We start from the raw sequence: 15,137 nt of genomic DNA, 5'->3' as shown, positions 1-15,137 counted from the left end.
GGCGGGCCCCGGTCAGGCGGCGCCGCGGCGGGTGAACTCGCCATCGAGTTCGTCCGTGCCGTCGCCGAGATCCAGATCGAAGCCGCCGGACGCGGCGCGGGAGGCCGCCGGGCGCTGTGCCCTCGTCTTTGCCGCACCCGCCATATGGGGCGCGCCGGCCAGGATGGCATCCTTCAACCCATCCCGCGCGGGCCGGCGGGAGGCTGCGCCATCCAGAGCCGGCATGGCACCGGCTTCGATGCGGAAATAGCTGATGGCGGACTGCAATTGCTCGGCCTGGCTGGCCAGTTCTTCGGAGGTGGCCGACATCTCCTCGGCGGCCGAGGTATTCTGCTGGGTCACCTTGTCGAGCTGCTGGATGGCGGTGTTGATCTGGGCGGCGCCGGCATTCTGCTCACGGCTGCCGGCGGAAATCTCCTCCACCAGTTCGGCCGTGCGCTGGATGTCGGGCACCAGTTTGGACAGCATTTCGCCGGCGGACTGAGCCGCCTTGACCGTCGTGCCCGAAAGGGTGGAAATCTCGGCCGCCGCCGCCTGGCTGCGCTCGGCCAGCTTGCGCACTTCGGAGGCCACGACCGCAAAGCCGCGGCCATGTTCGCCGGCACGAGCGGCTTCCACCGCGGCGTTGAGGGCGAGCAGGTCGGTCTGGCGGGCGATTTCCTGCACGACCATGATCTTTTCGGCAATGGTCTGCATGGCCGAGACGGCGTTCTCGACAGCCTCGCCGGAGGCGATGGCATCGGCCGCCGACTGACGGGCGATCTTTTCGGTCTGGCTCGCATTGTCAGCCGACTGCTTGATGGTGGCGGCCATTTCCTCCATCGAGGCGGATGCCTCTTCCGTCGAGGAGGCCTGCTCGGTGGCGCCCTGGCTCAACTGCTCGGCGGTTGCCGACATTTCCTGGCTGCCGGCCGCGACATTGCGGGTCGCAGCGGTAACCTCGGCCACCACCTCGCGCAGTTTTTGCGTCATGGCGTTGAGGGCCTTGATAAGGTCGCCCACCTCGTCGTTGGACCTGATTTCGGCCGTGGCCGAAAGATTGCCGCCCGCAACCTCGTCGGCGAGGCGCACGGCGCTGGACAGCGCCCGTGAAATGGAGGTGACGATCCAGGTGGCGGCAATGGCGGCGACAAGCACCGATCCCACCAGAAGGGCGATCAGCCAGGCGCGGGAAGTCTCATAAAGGCTCGCCGAATCGGCAACGGCCTGCTGGGCAAGGGCCGAATTGGTGTCGACCACAGCCTTGATGATCGCCAGGGCTTCTTCCTGGAGCGGTTCCATTTCATCGGTGATGAGCTGCGTGGCCACCAGGTCGGTACGAGCGAGGCCGATGGCGTTGCCCTGATTCATGGCGTCTACCATGGTGGCAAAATCTGCTCTGACCGTGCTGGCGAGCCCGATTTCGGATGGCGCCACCTGGCGAGACAGCATCTCGACCTGCGGCGTCATGCGCTCGATGCCGACCAGGAAGTCGTTGTGCCATTCATCCTGCTTGGCCGGATTGTCGGCGGCCAGCAGGATGTTCCGATGTTGCCGGAAGACGTCTGCGACATCCAGGAACAGGGTCGAAACCGTGTCATAAGCCTGAAAGGCGGAGGGATCGCCATTATTGACCCGGTCCTTGACCGCGGCACGCAGCGTGGTCAGGGATTCCTCGATGGCGGTGATCGATGCGCTGCCGATGGATGTCGTGATCTCGAAGGCGCGGGTATCGCCGTTCCGCTGGGCCAGATCGATTACCCGCAGGGCAGTTTCCCAATAGGCGTCCATCCTGGTGATGAAGTCCTGCATCTGCTCGTTGAGATCGGCCCTGGTGAACTGACCGGCCAAAGCTTCGGCAGAGCTGTGCAGCGTCATGTAGTTGGCGGTAGCCTCCTCGGCGAGGCGGGCGATTTCCGCATCATCGGAACTGGCCACCAGGCCGCGCATGTCCGATACCAGGCCCGTCATGCCGCTATCGAGCGCACTTAATGCGAAGGCGCGGGTGATTGGACCGTTTATGGTCTCGCTCATCGAAGCATTGAGCGTGCCCAGCCCTTGTATGCCCAGGAACATTCCCACGCCCGACAGGGCGACGACAGTGGTAAAGACCGCCGCAAGCTTGGTCTTGATGGTAAGTCTCACGATGCAGACCTTTCTTCTGATGCTGCTGCGGACGGGCTTCTGCCGTCCGGTATCTGGAAAATCTGTTCCATGTTGGGAATGATGATGAAGTCGCCATTGCGCTTGCCGATGCCCTTGATGAATTCGGGACGCCAGCGCATGCCGACCTTGGGTGCTTCCTCGATGGAAGCGGCCTCGATGTTGGTGACGTCATGCACCTTGTCGGCGAGGATGCCGGCAATGGTGGGCTCGCCGTCCATGTCCACCTCCATGACGACGATCCGGGTATCCTCATCCGGTTCGGGCCGGTTCATGCCGAATATCACGCGCAGATCGGCCAGGGGCACCACACGCCCGCGCACGTTGATCAGCCCGCCCACGAAGGCAGCGGCGCCAGGCACTTCGGTGATGGGCACCAGGTCGAGAATTTCGCGCACACGGCTTGCCTCCACGGCGAATAATTCGTCGTCGAGGCGAATGGTGAGTGCCGTCATGGATTGGGTCATGCGGCCCTCCCCCCGATATTACGATCCACATAAGCCTGGCCGGAAGCGACCAGATGCGCCGTGTCGAGGATCAGTGCCACGGTGCCGTCGCCCAGAATGGTGGCGCCCGAGAAGGACTTGAGGTTCGAATGGAGCTTGGAGAGCTGCTTGGTCACCGTCTGGTTATTGCCGATGATCTGATCGACCACGAGGCCCACGCGGCCTTCGCCGGAGGAGACGATCACCACCTTCTGGTGCGGCTCGGCCGGCGTTCCGGTGTCGAACACTTCGCGCAGCCGCAGATAGGGAACCAGGGTTCCCCTGATGTCGAGGAAGTTGCGGCCGCTCCCTTGCGCGTCGATGCCCTCCGGCAACTCGACGCACTCTTCGACGGCGGCAAGGGGAATGGTGTAGCGGCCATTGCCCACGCGAACCAGCATGCCATCGATGATGGCGAGCGTCAGGGGGAGGCGCAGCGTCGCTGTCGTGCCGACGCCCGGAACCGTGGCGAGATCGATAGTGCCGCGCAGCCCGTCGATGGTGCGCTTCACCACGTCCATGCCGACGCCGCGTCCTGAGAGCGAGGTCACCGTTCCGGCGGTGGAAAAGCCCGGCGCGAAGATGAGCTGGTAGAGTTCCTGGTCGGTGAGCTTGGTGTCCGGCGTGATCAGGCCGTTTTCCTCTGCCTTGGCACGGATGCGCGCCGCATCGAGCCCGGCGCCGTCATCGGAAATCGAAATGGCGACTTCGGCTCCCGAATAGACCGCCGAGAGCTGCACCTTGCCCTTGGCGGGCTTGCCTTTTGCCAGGCGTTTGTCGGCGCTTTCCAGCCCGTGATCGACGGCATTGCGGATGAGGTGAACCAGCGGGTCGGCAAGCCGCTCGATCATCGTCTTGTCGAGTTCGGTATCCTCGCCGGAGGTAATGAATTCCATGGGCTTGCCCAACTCGCCGGCAAGATCGTGGACGAGGCGACGGAAGCGGTTGAACAGCGTGCCGATGGGCACCATGCGGATTCCCATCGTCGTGTCGCGCAGCCCCGATGAAAGCCGTTCCAGCTCTTCGGCGACGGTCTTGAGCGCGCCGTCCGAGCTCAATCCGGCAATCTGGCTGAGGCGGGCCTGGGCGATTACCAGTTCGCCCACCCGGTCCATCAATTCGTCCAGACGCTCGGCGGGCACACGAAGCGAGGTGGCGGCGGTGCGCTCGACGGTGTCGGATCTGTCATTGTCCGGCCGGCGTGGCGTGGAGGGCCGAGCAGACCGTGGCGACTCCGCCGGTTCGGCGGGCGGTTCATGCGGGATCGAGACGCTGTCCTCCAGTGGAGCGAGCGTCAACTCCATGGTGTCGCGCAGGAACAGGAAGACGTCATCTATCGCGGCGGCGGGATCGTCCGCCTCGATATCGACGCGCCAGCCAATATGGGGGATTTCGGGATCGAGAACGTCGAGGGCCGGGATGCGTCCGGTGAGAGCGGTGACCGATACCGGACCGATCTGGGCCAGCTCCTCCAGGAGCAGCAATGGGTTGGTGCCGTGGAGCAACGCGTCGGGAGGCAGATAGAATTCGAGCCGCCATTTCCTTTCGGCCCCGCTCGCTGGCGGCTCCGGTGTCGCAGCGGCTTCGGCCGGTGCGCTTCCCTCCATGATAGCGTGAAGGGAAGCGAGGATTTTTTCTCCGGCGCCGATTTCCGCATGAGGCGATTCGATCAGCAGATGGATATGATCCTTGGCATCGAGCGCCACCCGGATCAGGGCGGTATCGGCCCGGCTCTGGCCCTTGCGGATACGGTCGAAGGTGGTTTCGAATTCGTGCACGAACTCGGCCACCGCTACGAAGCCGAACATGGCTCCGGAGCCCTTGATGGTGTGCAGCGCCCGGAAGGTGGAGTTGACCAGATCGGCGTTGGAAGGGTCCTGCTCGAGATCGAGCAGCCCGGCCTCGAGCTGGTCGAGCAGTTCGCGGGCCTCCTGTCGGAAGGTCTCGACGGGATCGGGAATATTCATGCGCCGGTGACCTTCCGGATGATGGCCAGCAACTGGTCCTGCTTGAAAGGCTTGACGATCCATCCGGTCGCGCCGGCTTCCTTGGCCTGGCGCTTGAGGTCGTCGTCGGATTCCGTTGTCAGCAGGATGACCGGCACTCCCTTGCTGGAGGGGTGCTGGCGATATTTCCGGATGAACTCGATGCCGTTGAGGACGGGCATGTTGAGATCGGTCAGCACGGCATGGACCGTGCTGGTGGTCGCCTTGTCATAACCCTCGGCTCCGTTTGCGGCCTCGATCACTTCCAGGCCCGCGGCGGTCAGGGTCATCGCCACCATCTGCCGGATGGAGGCGGAATCGTCGATGGTAAGGATGGTCTTGGTCATGCGTCAGATCCTGCTGGCTGGTCGGGCGTGGCGGACCAGAATTCCGCGTCCTCCTGGCCGGGCGCCAGCAAGCCTGCCTGGAGCAGCACGTCGTGCAGCGGCGCGCCGATGGGAGCGAGCATGACCAGCGACCCGCCACGGGCCTGGACCAGGCGTCGCGCGGCGAGCAGCGTCTGCACTGTCGTGATGTCCGCTGCTGAAAGGGCGAGGGTGTCGATGCCGATTACGGAATGCTTGCCGATGGCTTCGTGCAAATCGGCGGCAAGGTTGCCGGCGGATTTGACGCCCACATCCCCCGACAATGAAAATATGGAGTGGGTTCCGGTCATGTGCCGGACCGCGCGCGAGTAACTCGGTATGACATTCTGTCTCCCTACCGTGAGCGGATTGGGGGAATTGGAGGAAGGAACCCGAAGGCCTCAGATCAATGTTGCTTCTGCAATAGCGCTCGTCATTTCCCCATTAGGACTTATAATAACACTGACATTCTTTGTTTAACTGAAGGTTACCCTTCAGCTAGTGATAGTGAAAATTACAAAGTAGTATTGATGTTAATACTTTAAATGATTCTCGCGCCGTCTGTATGGCCTTTGAATCGTCGATCGTTCTTCCTCCTGAAGTCGTGAGTCGTCGGTTTTTGATTCTGAATCATTCCTCAAGAATTCGATTCTTTCTACTTGGTGATTCATTGTGGCCGTCACTGCCGGATGGCGTGCAGGCGCAATGATCCGCCTTCCAGGCAAGATGAAGGACGCGGAGCGAGACCGCGGCAAAATCTTCCGTCGCGAAAAAGCTAGAGGGTTAAAGCGAGCTTGGCCGGGTCCGGCTGCATGACGGCCAGAATCTCGGGCCATTTCGTGCGAAAGGCGGCAACGCAAGTCGGGTCGAAATGCGTGCCGCTGCAATCGAGGATTTCCGACCGGGCCTTGTCGATGGGCCAGGCGGCTTTATAGGGCCGCTCGGAGCAGAGGGCGTCAAAGACATCGGCTATGGCGACGATCCGGGCTTCGATCGGAATGTCGTTTCCCGAGAGGCGATCGGGATAGCCGGTGCCGTCCCAGCGCTCGTGATGGCTTTGGGCGATGAGTTCAGCGGTGCGGATAAGTTCGGAACTGCCCCGCTCCAATATGCGCGCGCCGATGGTGACATGTTCGCGCATCTGGGCCATTTCATCAGAAGTCAGCTTGCCGGGCTTGGACAGGATGGCATCGGCGATGCCGATTTTGCCGATATCGTGCAGCGGGGCCGCCAGATAGATCATCCGGCACCGCTCCGGGGCCAGGCCGATGCCCTCGGCGATAAGCTGGCTGACCTGGGCGACGCGTGAAACATGCTCGCCCGTGTCGCCATCGCGGTATTCGATGGCGCGGGCCAGGCGATAGATGATCTCTTCCTCGCGCGCCAGCAGGTGTGCCGTGGCGCGTTCGACTTCGCGTGCCAGCCATTGGGCGCGATTGGCCAGTTCCACCTGTGCCTGCCGCAGGGCGAGGAGATTGGACGCGCGCGCCTGCAATTCGGTCGGATCGAAAGGTTTGGGCAGGAAATCGGTGGCGCCGGCCCTGATCGCTTCGATCCGTACGGTCTTGTCCAGATCCGAAGTGATCATGATTACCGGCACGGTATGATAAGCGGGACGCGCGCGCAGCAAGGCGGTGAAGGCCACGCCGTCCATCTCGGGCATGACATGGTCGACGATGATCAGATCGAATTGTTGGTCGTCGCATTTTTCGAGGGCTTCGACGGGATTGAGGCAAAGCTCGATTCCGCCGGCGAATGTCTCCCTTATAATGCTCCCGATCAACGCCAGGCTCGAACGGCTGTCGTCGACAATCAGCAAGCGCATCCGTCCGCCCCTCGTCTGAACCGTGGCGATAATAAGACCGAGCCCTTAGATGAAACTTAACATCGACGGCTCTGACGGGGATAACCTCGCTTGGCTTGGGCCAAATCCCTTCATGGTTTAGAGAAGGCGTCTTTTGTTCCCGCGGAAGGAAAATGACTGTGGGCCGTATTGCGATTATTGGCGGCGGGCCTGCGGGCCTGATGGCGGCCGAGGCGGCGGCGGAGGCCGGCGCGGAGGTGACGGTCTTCGAGGCGATGCCGACGATGGGCCGCAAGCTCCTGATGGCCGGCAAGTCCGGTCTCAACATCACTCATTCCGACGACCCCGAGCGCTTTACGACACGCTTCGGCGCAGCTCGGGAAAGACTGCTTCCCGCCTTGGAAGGATTTCCCGCGGCAGCGTTGCGGGAGTGGTGCGCCGCGCTGGGAATAGAGACCTTCATCGGGTCCTCTGGACGGGTCTTTCCAACGGCGATGAAGGCTTCGCCCCTGCTGCGTGCCTGGCTCGCCCGGCTGGCCAGGCAGGGCATCGTCATGCATACGCGGCATAGATGGCTGGGCCTCGAAGGAGACGGCCTGGTTTTCGATACGCCGGGCGGACGGCGGATCCAGCGGTTCGATGCGGCGGTCCTGGCGCTGGGCGGCGCAAGCTGGCCCCGGCTCGGCTCGGATGCGTCGTGGGTGCCATGGCTGGAGCAGGCAGGCGTCGCGGTTCGGCCGTTCCGTCCGGCCAATTGCGGTTTTGACGTGCAGTGGAGCGAGGTCTTTTCCAGCCGCTTTGCCGGCGAGCCGGTCAAGGCGGTGGTGGCGAGCCGCGGCGGACAGAGCCTGCCGGGGGAATTCGTGGTGACCAGTTGGGGCGTGGAAGGCAGCCTCATATATGCGCATTCGGCGGCCTTGCGCGACCTGTGGGAGCAGGAGGGCGCGACAATTCTGACCCTCGATCTGGTGCCGGGCCGCAGCCTGGACCGGCTGACGGGAGACCTGGCGCGGCAACCGGCCAGAGCCAGTTTCGCCAACCGGCTGCGCAAGGGCGCCGGGCTGGCGGGGGTCAAGCTCGGATTGCTGCGTGAAACGACGGCGGATGCCGCCAGGATGGATGCGGCAGATCTGGCACGGCGGATCAAGGCGCTGCCGCTGCGTCTCGAGCGGCCGAGGCCGATCGAAAGGGCGATTTCATCGGCCGGCGGGATCGCCTGGAACAGCGTCGATGAGCACTTGATGCTCAAGGCCGTTCCTGGCGTTTTCGTTGCCGGTGAGATGCTGGATTGGGAAGCCCCGACCGGTGGCTATCTCCTTACGGCGTGCTTCGCGACCGGTCGGGCGGCAGGGAAGGCCGCTGCCGATCACATAAGCCGATCCTAGCGTGCCGGGCAGCCGGCGCAGCCGCCGGACCAGTCGATTTCAACGGTGACGTGGCCGATATGATGTCGCTCCTGCAATGCCTTCTTGACGGAGGCGGTGACCGCCGCCGGATCGGCGCCGGGGCTCAGCGCGATATCCAGGGTCGCCATGGTCTGGCCGGAAGACAGCGACCAGACATGCAGATGCCCCGCTCCGGCAAGGCCCTCTATGCTGTCCTGCAATTCCCGCTGGACGGCCGCGGGGTCGAACCCGTCGGGCGTACCTTCCATGAGGATGTTGAAGGTGCGGCTGAGCAGCGACCAGGCGCTTCTGAGGATGAGCAGGCTGACCAGCACCGACAGGATCGGATCGATGGGCATCCAGCCGGTGAACCAGATGATGAGGGCGGCGGCTATGGCGGCGACCGAGCCGAGCAGGTCGCCAATCACGTGCAGCAGCGCCCCCTTGATGTTCACGTGATCGGAATCGGTGCCGGAGAGGATGCGGAAGACGACGAGATTGACCGCAAGGCCAAGCACAGCGACGGCCAGCATGGGGCCGGCCAGCACGTCCTCGGGCTGGAAGAATCTCTGCAGCGCTTCATAGAAGATCCAGCCCACCAGCGCGAAGAGGCTGATGGCGTTGACAAGACCCGCGAGGACTTCCAGCCGGGAATAGCCGAAGCTGCGGCGCGCATCGGCCGGGCGGCGTCCGAGGCGGAAGCCGAGCCAGGCCAGAAACAGCGCGACGGTATCGGTGAGCATATGGCCGGCATCGGCAATGAGGGCGAGCGAACCCGAGAGCAGCCCGCCGACGATTTCCGCCACCATGAAGCTGCCGGTCAACAGCAGACCAAGCAGCACGGCGCGCTCATTGCCGGCGCTCACCCGGGGAGCATGGTCGTGCCCGTGCCCGTCGTGATGGCCGTGGTCGCCCTGACCATGGGCGTGATCATGCAATGACATCGTGCATCCTCTTCAGGTGCACATGTGAATAAATGTTCATATTAAAATGTCAAGCGAGGGCGCCGGCGCCTCAGGCGTCGTCGTCCTCTGCCGCGTCGTGATCCTCCATCGCATGAGCGACCATATCGGCGAGCATCCGGGCGATGTGATCGTCCGCGGCCTCGTAAAAGACCTGCTTGTTGCGCCTCGTCCCCCGGACCAGCCGGGCGGCCCGCAACAGGCGCAGATGGTGGCTGACCAAGGATTGGGAAGCTCCGGTGGTACGGGCGATGTCGCCCACGGCGATGGGGCCCTCGAGGCAGGTGAGCAGCACTTTGAGCCGCGTCGGGTCGCCCAGCAGCCGATAGGTCTCGGCAATCACGGCGACATGATTTTCTTCTGGCAAGGACATAGGGGCCGTTCCGATGGGTGCTGTTTCTAGGTAGGGCGCTTCAACCAGCTTGGCCAGCCGCGTTCAGCGATAGCCGGCGGCCTGCAATTCGAACAACTCGGCATAGCGCCCGTTTTTCGACACCAATTCCTCGTGCGTACCGGCTTCGAGAATGGCGCCATCATCGAGCACGAGAATGCGGTCGGCCATGCGCACGGTGGAGAAGCGGTGGGAAATGATCACGGCGGTCTTGCCGGCGGCGAGACTCTTGAACCGGGCGAAGACCTCCGCTTCGGCCTTGGCGTCGAGAGCGGCGGTGGGCTCGTCCAGGATGATGAGTTCGGCGTCGCGCATATAGGCGCGGGCAATGGCGATCTTCTGCCATTCGCCCCCGGAAAGGTCGCGTCCCTGACGGAACAGGCGCCCCAATTGCTGGTCGTAGCCCTTGGGCAGGCGGGCGATGACGCCATCGGCGAGGCTCTGCTCGGCTGCCAGGTCGATGCGGTGCTGATCCCGCCGCGCCTCGACGCGGCCTACGCCGATATTGTCGCGGGCGCTGAAGCTGTAGCGGATGAAATCCTGGAAAATCACCCCGACCCGGGCGTGGATATCGGCCGGGGCCATGTCCCGCAGATCCACGCCATCGATGGTGATACGGCCTTCGCTGGGATCGTAGAGCCGGGTCAGGAGCTTCACTATGGTGGTCTTGCCCGCGCCGTTCTCTCCCACGAGGGCCAGCGTTTCACCGGCCAGGAGGGTGAAGGAGAGGTCGCGCACCACCCAGTTGTCGGTCTCGGGATATTTGAAGCCGACCCTGTCGAAGACGATCTTTTGGGTGATCGGCACCGGGAAGGGTTTGGGGGCGGCGGGCGGCAGCACCGTCGGCGCGATCTCGAAGAAGGAAAAGAGATCGTCCAGATACATCGACTGGCCGGCGATTTGGGTAAATCCCAGCAGCAGTTTCTGGAAGAGGCCGTTGAGCCTGAGGAAGGAACCGGAAAGGAAGGCCAGATCGCCCAGGGTGAAGTGGCCGCTGATGGTGCGCCAGACGATGAAGGCATAGGCGGCGTAATAGGTCAGGGTGGCTATGGCGGAAAAGACCGTGCCCCAGGCGGCGCGCAGAGTGGCGACGCGGCGATTCTCGAGGAAAATCTGATGCGCCAGGCCGCGAAACCGCTCGATCAGGTAATCGCCCAGGCCGAACAGCTTCACTTCCTTGGCGGTTTCCGCGCTGGCCCCGACATGGCGCAGATATTCCAGCTCGCGCCGCTCGGGCGTGCGCCAGCGGCTGAGCATGTAGGCCAGCGTATTGAAGCGTGTCTCCCCCCAGACCGAGGGCAGGAAGCTGACGGGCAGCAGCAGGATCAGCCAGGGCGCATAAAAGAACAGGCCGGCCGCAAGGGTCGCGACGGTCAACATGTCCTGCGCCTGTCCGAAAATCTGGCTCAGAAGCGCATTGCGGCCCGCCGCTTGGCGCCGCGCCCGCTCGAGCCGGTCCTGATATTCGGCGGATTCAAAATGCATGAGGTCGAGCCGCGCCGCATGGGCCATCAGTTCGACGCTGACGGTGTTGGAATGGAGTTCGGCCAGGACCGAATCGACCAGGCCCGTGGCGCGGGCGATCACATCGTTGAGCAGAACCAGCCCCAGTTCCAGCAGCAGGAAGGCCAGCACATTGTTGAGCAGGCCCGCATTCCACCAGTCCAAAAGCTCCGGCCCGGGCGGGGCGATGCCGCTCAACCGGACCACTTCATCCACGATCAGCTTGGCGGCGTAGAGCACGGCGATCGGTTGCAGGGCCGCCACCAGCCGCAGGCCGATGCTGGCGGCGGTAAGCCAGCGGCTGGTGCGCCAGATCTGGGCGATGAGACGGCCCAAATGGCCCAGATTGTCCACTTGCTGGCGGAAGGTGGGATTTTCTTCGGGGATTGGCGGCGGGCGCCGGCCAGGGAGATCAGTCATGCCGGACAATGTAGTGCGCCGCTTTGCAGACTAAAATGGGCAGATGACCCGATCCGCGATTTTTCCGATCAGGGCAGGTTGCGCAGGAAGCCGGCGAGATCGTTGGTCACGTGATGGACGTGGGGGCCGCTGGCCTGATCCAGTTCCCAGGCATCGACCTGTTCGTGCGCATAGCCGGCACCGGCAACGACCTGCACCGTGGCCATGCCCACTTCATGGGGCACGACCAGGTTCTTTTCCAGATCGTCGAACATGATGGAGCGGGCCGGATCGATGCCGTGGCGGGCGAAGAAGCCGTCATAGGCCTGCCGATGCGGCTTGGGCACGAAGGTCATCGCCCGGATGTCGTGAACTTCCTCGAACAGTTCGGCGCCCCCCAGGCGCGAGAGGACCGCGCGGGCATGTCCCGTGTCGCCATTGGTGAGGATGAATTTGCGCCCCGGCAGGTCATGGATGGCGGCGATCAGTTCGGGATGGGGCATGACCGGCGAATAGTCTATCGCATGGACCTTGTTGAGGAAGTCGTCGGGATCAATGTCGTGCTGCTGCATCAGCCCGTTCAGCGTGGTGCCGAAGTCCCGGTAATACAGCTTCTGCAAGCGGCGGGCGGCAGTGAAATCCAGCCGCGTCAAATCCATCACGTAATGGGTGATGCGGATGTCGATCTGGGCGAAGAGATTGCACTCGCGCGGATAGAGGGTGTTGTCGAGGTCGAACACCCAGTCGGTGACATGATCGAGGGTGGTTCGGCCGGCCGGAGAAATAATCGTCATGGTCCGATCATGCCAGAAAAACGCGGGGACCGCATCACCCGGATGCGGTTCTATTCAACTGCCTGATTGGCACGCACCGACAGGCCGAGCGCCTGGATGAGGCCGGCGGGATTGGCCGCCGCTGCACCCAGCACCAGCAGGCTGGTGGGCGTGGGCGGCCGGACGGAGATTTCCAGGCTCTGCGGGTCGTCGAGGAAAGCCGAAACCGGAGGCACCACCAGATCGACAAGGGCCGGCACGCCGCCCTGGCCGATCATGGCGGGCAGCGCGGCCTTGAGCCCGGCGACGAAGCTGTCCCGGTCGGCGCCCGACTGGCTTGCGAACATTTCGAGCAGCCTTCCGGCCAGGGAAGCGTCGTCATAGCGGATGGTGGCGCCGGTAATAGTCAGGGCCTGGGCCATTTCCATGCCCGCCATCATCTGCCGGGCCTGGGCCTCCTCGCTCATCGCGTCGGGGCTCTTGGCCTGCATGGCATAGATCTTGTCGAAGATCGCCGGCGTCAGCCCCGAAATGTCGGCGGTAAAATTGAGCGCGCCGAGATCGGCGAAGTCGAGCAGGAATTCGTCGATCACCATATTGCCGGCGCTGCTGGTCCAGCTTGCCAACTGGCTGAATTCACCCTCTATCGTGGTGAGCCCCAGCGCCTCGATGACGGCGCCCGCTTCCGGCTCTTCTTCCGCGACCGTGCGGAGGTCGGCCCTGATTCCGGCGATGACGACACTCGATTCGATGCTTTCGAGCGCATCGTCGTCGTCCAGGGCGAACTCCGATACGACGTCGAGGCTGTCGTAGGCGAGCACCGTTTCGCCATCGCGTGATACCGCCAGCGGGCCGGTGGCCAGATGGCGCACCGTCCGGAGCAGGTTTTCGGCGCCGGTCTCGCCTGCCGGGGGAAGCCACAGACCTTCCGCGACCACGCCGGTCAGGGTAAGGCGGCCTTCGGGTTCGCTGGCGAACACCGTGTCGATGTCGGGCACGCTGAACTGCCGGACCGAATAGCTGCCGTCGTCGTTCTCATGGACCCCGGCAAAGGTGAGTTCGGTATCGAACTCGGTGGGATCCTGGTCGACGCCGACAAAACCCACGGCTACCCCATCCACGATGACGTCATCACCCGCGACGGTGGCTGCGCCGAAGCTCAGCTCGTAGCCCATCACCTTGTAGACCTGCTCGACGCGATCGACGAAAGCCTCGGCATCAAGCGCCGCAACCGGCTGCAGCAAGGCCAGGGAAGCGAGCCCGGTGGCGAGCATGAGGCTGAAAATCCTGGTCGTGCTGATCATCGTGCGATCTGTCCCTTGGCGTTAAATCCGCGCGGCCGGCACATTGGCCCCGCGCGATCGTTGCGGGACATTTCAACCTGATGTCGGCCGAAAAGTCTATTCCAGATCAAGAAACTGCCGATAGGCGGGGTTGTCCGTCTCGTCCCAATAGGGAAAGCCGATGGCATCGATATGGGCGAAGAAATCCGTGCGCGTTCTTTCCGGCACCTCCACGCCCACCAGGACGCGGCCATAGTCCGAGCCGTGATTGCGATAGTGGAACAGCGAAATGTTCCAGGCGTCGTTCAGACCTTCGAGGAATTTGAGCAGGGCGCCGGGGCGTTCGGGGAACTGGAAGCGGAATACCCGTTCCTCGACGAGGCCGGCGACCCGGCCACCCACCATGTGGCGTACATGGAGTTTGGCCACCTCGTTGTCGGTCATGTCGGTCACCGCGAGGCCGTTGGCCTCCAGCATGTCGATGATTTCGCGCTTTTCCGGATCGCCGCGCGAAAGCTTGATGCCCACGAAGATATGAGCGCTGGCGCCAGGAGCGTAGCGATAGTTGAACTCGGTGACGGGACGCCGGCCGATGAGGCGGATGAAGGCCCGGTAGCTGCCAGGCCGCTCGGGGATGGTTACGGCAAGCAGCGCTTCGGCGCGTTCGCCGATCTCGGCCCGTTCGGCCACGTAGCTGAGGCGGTCGAAATTGACATTGGCCCCTGAGTTGATGGCGATCAGCGCGCCTTCGGGAGCGGTGCCGGCTTCCACTTCGCGGCGCAGACCCGCCAGCGCCAGGGCGCCGGCCGGCTCGGTGATGGCGCGGTGATCGTCGAAGATGTCCTTGATGGCGGCGCAGATCTCGTCGGCGGTGACGGTGACGATGCCGTCCAGCAGGTCGCGGCAGAGCCGGAAGGTTTCATCGCCGACCTGCTTGACCGCGACGCCATCGGCAAACAGGCCCACCTCGTCAATGGGCACCGGCTTTCCGGCGGCGATGGCGGCTTTCATGCTGGCCGCCTCTTCCGGCTCCACGCCGATGACGCGGATTTCCGGGCGCAGGAATTTGACGAAGCTGGCGATGCCGGCGGCCAGGCCGCCGCCGCCCACGGGCACGTAGATGGCGCCGATCGGACGGGGATGCTGGCGCATCAACTCGAGGCCGATCGTGCCCTGGCCGGCGATGACGTCGGGATCGTCGAAAGGATGGACGAAGACGTGGCCGTGCCGTTCGGCCAGTTCGTCCGCATGGGCCCGGGCGGCATCGAAGCTGTCGCCAAACAGCACCACCTCGCCGCCCAGCCGGCGCACGGCGTTGACCTTGATCGCCGGGGTGGTGGTGGGCATGACGATGACGGCGCGAATGCCCAGCCGCGTGGCCGAAAGCGCGACGCCCTGCGCATGGTTGCCGGCGGAGGCGCAGATGACGCCGCGGCTGCGCTCCTCCCGGCTCAGATGCGCCATCCGGTTGTGGGCGCCTCTGATCTTGAAGGAAAAGACCGGCTGCAGGTCCTCGCGCTTGACCAGAATGGTATGGCCGAGCCGGGCCGAGAGCAGCTCCATCTTCTCGAGAGGGGTCTGTTCGGCCACCTCGTAAACCGAAGACGACAGGATCTTGCGAATGTAATCGGTCATTTGGTTCGGTTTCCGGCGGCGGGAC

Annotated in this window: 13 protein-coding genes; 1 reads left to right on the top strand and 12 read right to left on the bottom strand. The window is 63.7% G+C overall.

The window, feature by feature from the left end:
* Positions 1 to 12: 12 nt before the first annotated feature.
* The 6 genes from ACFOOL_RS02835 to ACFOOL_RS02810 form a co-directional block, all read right to left on the bottom strand.
* A complete protein-coding gene (locus ACFOOL_RS02835) occupies positions 13 to 2,124 on the bottom strand; it encodes a HAMP domain-containing methyl-accepting chemotaxis protein (RefSeq protein ID WP_380094675.1) in 2,112 nt (703 codons plus the stop codon).
* Positions 2,121 to 2,609 (bottom strand): chemotaxis protein CheW, encoded by a 489-nt coding sequence (locus tag ACFOOL_RS02830; protein ID WP_380094673.1) that lies wholly within the window; start codon positions 2,607 to 2,609, stop codon positions 2,121 to 2,123. The genes ACFOOL_RS02835 and ACFOOL_RS02830 overlap by 4 nt, the downstream gene beginning before the upstream one ends.
* The gene (locus ACFOOL_RS02825) at positions 2,606 to 4,594 is read right to left on the bottom strand and encodes a chemotaxis protein CheA (protein ID WP_380094671.1); all 1,989 of its coding nucleotides are present in this window, start codon (positions 4,592 to 4,594) and stop codon (positions 2,606 to 2,608) included. The genes ACFOOL_RS02830 and ACFOOL_RS02825 overlap by 4 nt, the downstream gene beginning before the upstream one ends.
* A complete protein-coding gene (locus tag ACFOOL_RS02820) occupies positions 4,591 to 4,959 on the bottom strand; it encodes a response regulator (RefSeq protein WP_380094670.1) in 369 nt (122 codons plus the stop codon). The genes ACFOOL_RS02825 and ACFOOL_RS02820 overlap by 4 nt, the downstream gene beginning before the upstream one ends.
* Positions 4,956 to 5,288 (bottom strand): STAS domain-containing protein, encoded by a 333-nt coding sequence (locus ACFOOL_RS02815; RefSeq protein ID WP_380094669.1) that lies wholly within the window; start codon positions 5,286 to 5,288, stop codon positions 4,956 to 4,958. The genes ACFOOL_RS02820 and ACFOOL_RS02815 overlap by 4 nt, the downstream gene beginning before the upstream one ends.
* A 464-nt stretch (positions 5,289 to 5,752) precedes the next feature.
* Positions 5,753 to 6,802, bottom strand: coding sequence for an HD domain-containing phosphohydrolase (locus ACFOOL_RS02810; RefSeq protein ID WP_380094667.1), 1,050 nt, complete (start codon positions 6,800 to 6,802; stop codon positions 5,753 to 5,755).
* Between the two features lie 152 nt (positions 6,803 to 6,954).
* Between ACFOOL_RS02810 and ACFOOL_RS02805 the strand changes: the two genes are divergently transcribed.
* On the top strand, positions 6,955 to 8,166 hold the full coding sequence (locus tag ACFOOL_RS02805) for a TIGR03862 family flavoprotein (protein ID WP_380094665.1): 1,212 nt from the start codon (positions 6,955 to 6,957) through the stop codon (positions 8,164 to 8,166).
* Here ACFOOL_RS02805 and ACFOOL_RS02800 read toward each other — a convergent pair.
* From ACFOOL_RS02800 to ilvA, 6 genes are all read right to left on the bottom strand, one after another.
* Positions 8,163 to 9,110: a cation diffusion facilitator family transporter gene (locus ACFOOL_RS02800; RefSeq protein ID WP_380094663.1), complete on the bottom strand. Its 948-nt coding sequence runs from the start codon at positions 9,108 to 9,110 to the stop codon at positions 8,163 to 8,165. The two genes, ACFOOL_RS02805 and ACFOOL_RS02800, sit on opposite strands and share 4 nt — an antisense overlap.
* A 70-nt stretch (positions 9,111 to 9,180) precedes the next feature.
* A complete protein-coding gene (locus ACFOOL_RS02795; RefSeq protein WP_380094662.1) occupies positions 9,181 to 9,501 on the bottom strand; it encodes an ArsR/SmtB family transcription factor in 321 nt (106 codons plus the stop codon).
* Between the two features lie 63 nt (positions 9,502 to 9,564).
* On the bottom strand, positions 9,565 to 11,442 hold the full coding sequence (locus ACFOOL_RS02790) for an ABC transporter ATP-binding protein (RefSeq protein WP_380094659.1): 1,878 nt from the start codon (positions 11,440 to 11,442) through the stop codon (positions 9,565 to 9,567).
* Positions 11,443 to 11,510: 68 nt separating this feature from the next.
* Complete coding sequence (locus tag ACFOOL_RS02785) at positions 11,511 to 12,215, bottom strand: pyrimidine 5'-nucleotidase (RefSeq protein WP_380094657.1); 705 nt, start codon at positions 12,213 to 12,215, stop codon at positions 11,511 to 11,513.
* A 50-nt stretch (positions 12,216 to 12,265) separates the two neighbouring features.
* A complete protein-coding gene (locus ACFOOL_RS02780; protein ID WP_380094656.1) occupies positions 12,266 to 13,498 on the bottom strand; it encodes a hypothetical protein in 1,233 nt (410 codons plus the stop codon).
* A gap of 96 nt (positions 13,499 to 13,594) precedes the next feature.
* Positions 13,595 to 15,112 carry a threonine ammonia-lyase, biosynthetic gene (gene ilvA, locus ACFOOL_RS02775; RefSeq protein WP_380094654.1) on the bottom strand — a complete coding sequence of 506 codons (1,518 nt, stop codon included), beginning with the start codon at positions 15,110 to 15,112 and terminating at the stop codon, positions 13,595 to 13,597.
* Between the last annotated feature and the right edge of the window lie 25 nt (positions 15,113 to 15,137).

Source organism: Devosia honganensis, assembly GCF_042648785.1.
In the GTDB taxonomy this organism is placed as follows: Bacteria; Pseudomonadota; Alphaproteobacteria; order Rhizobiales; family Devosiaceae; genus Devosia; species Devosia honganensis.
This window is presented reverse-complemented; position numbering and strand designations above follow the sequence as displayed.

What these genes read in the sequence shown, in the direction of transcription:
- ACFOOL_RS02820 (WP_380094670.1), bottom strand. Translation starts at nt 4,959, where the DNA reads ATGACCAAGACCATCCTTACCATCGACGATTCCGCCTCCATCCGGCAG.
- ACFOOL_RS02815 (WP_380094669.1), bottom strand. Translation starts at nt 5,288, where the DNA reads ATGACCGGAACCCACTCCATATTTTCATTGTCGGGGGATGTGGGCGTC.
- ACFOOL_RS02825 (WP_380094671.1), bottom strand. Translation starts at nt 4,594, where the DNA reads ATGAATATTCCCGATCCCGTCGAGACCTTCCGACAGGAGGCCCGCGAA.
- ACFOOL_RS02810 (WP_380094667.1), bottom strand. Translation starts at nt 6,802, where the DNA reads ATGCGCTTGCTGATTGTCGACGACAGCCGTTCGAGCCTGGCGTTGATC.
- ACFOOL_RS02805 (WP_380094665.1), top strand. Translation starts at nt 6,955, where the DNA reads ATGACTGTGGGCCGTATTGCGATTATTGGCGGCGGGCCTGCGGGCCTG.
- ACFOOL_RS02785 (WP_380094657.1), bottom strand. Translation starts at nt 12,215, where the DNA reads ATGACGATTATTTCTCCGGCCGGCCGAACCACCCTCGATCATGTCACC.
- ilvA (WP_380094654.1), bottom strand. Translation starts at nt 15,112, where the DNA reads ATGACCGATTACATTCGCAAGATCCTGTCGTCTTCGGTTTACGAGGTG.
- ACFOOL_RS02780 (WP_380094656.1), bottom strand. Translation starts at nt 13,498, where the DNA reads ATGATCAGCACGACCAGGATTTTCAGCCTCATGCTCGCCACCGGGCTC.
- ACFOOL_RS02795 (WP_380094662.1), bottom strand. Translation starts at nt 9,501, where the DNA reads ATGTCCTTGCCAGAAGAAAATCATGTCGCCGTGATTGCCGAGACCTAT.
- ACFOOL_RS02830 (WP_380094673.1), bottom strand. Translation starts at nt 2,609, where the DNA reads ATGACCCAATCCATGACGGCACTCACCATTCGCCTCGACGACGAATTA.
- ACFOOL_RS02790 (WP_380094659.1), bottom strand. Translation starts at nt 11,442, where the DNA reads ATGACTGATCTCCCTGGCCGGCGCCCGCCGCCAATCCCCGAAGAAAAT.
- ACFOOL_RS02800 (WP_380094663.1), bottom strand. Translation starts at nt 9,110, where the DNA reads ATGTCATTGCATGATCACGCCCATGGTCAGGGCGACCACGGCCATCAC.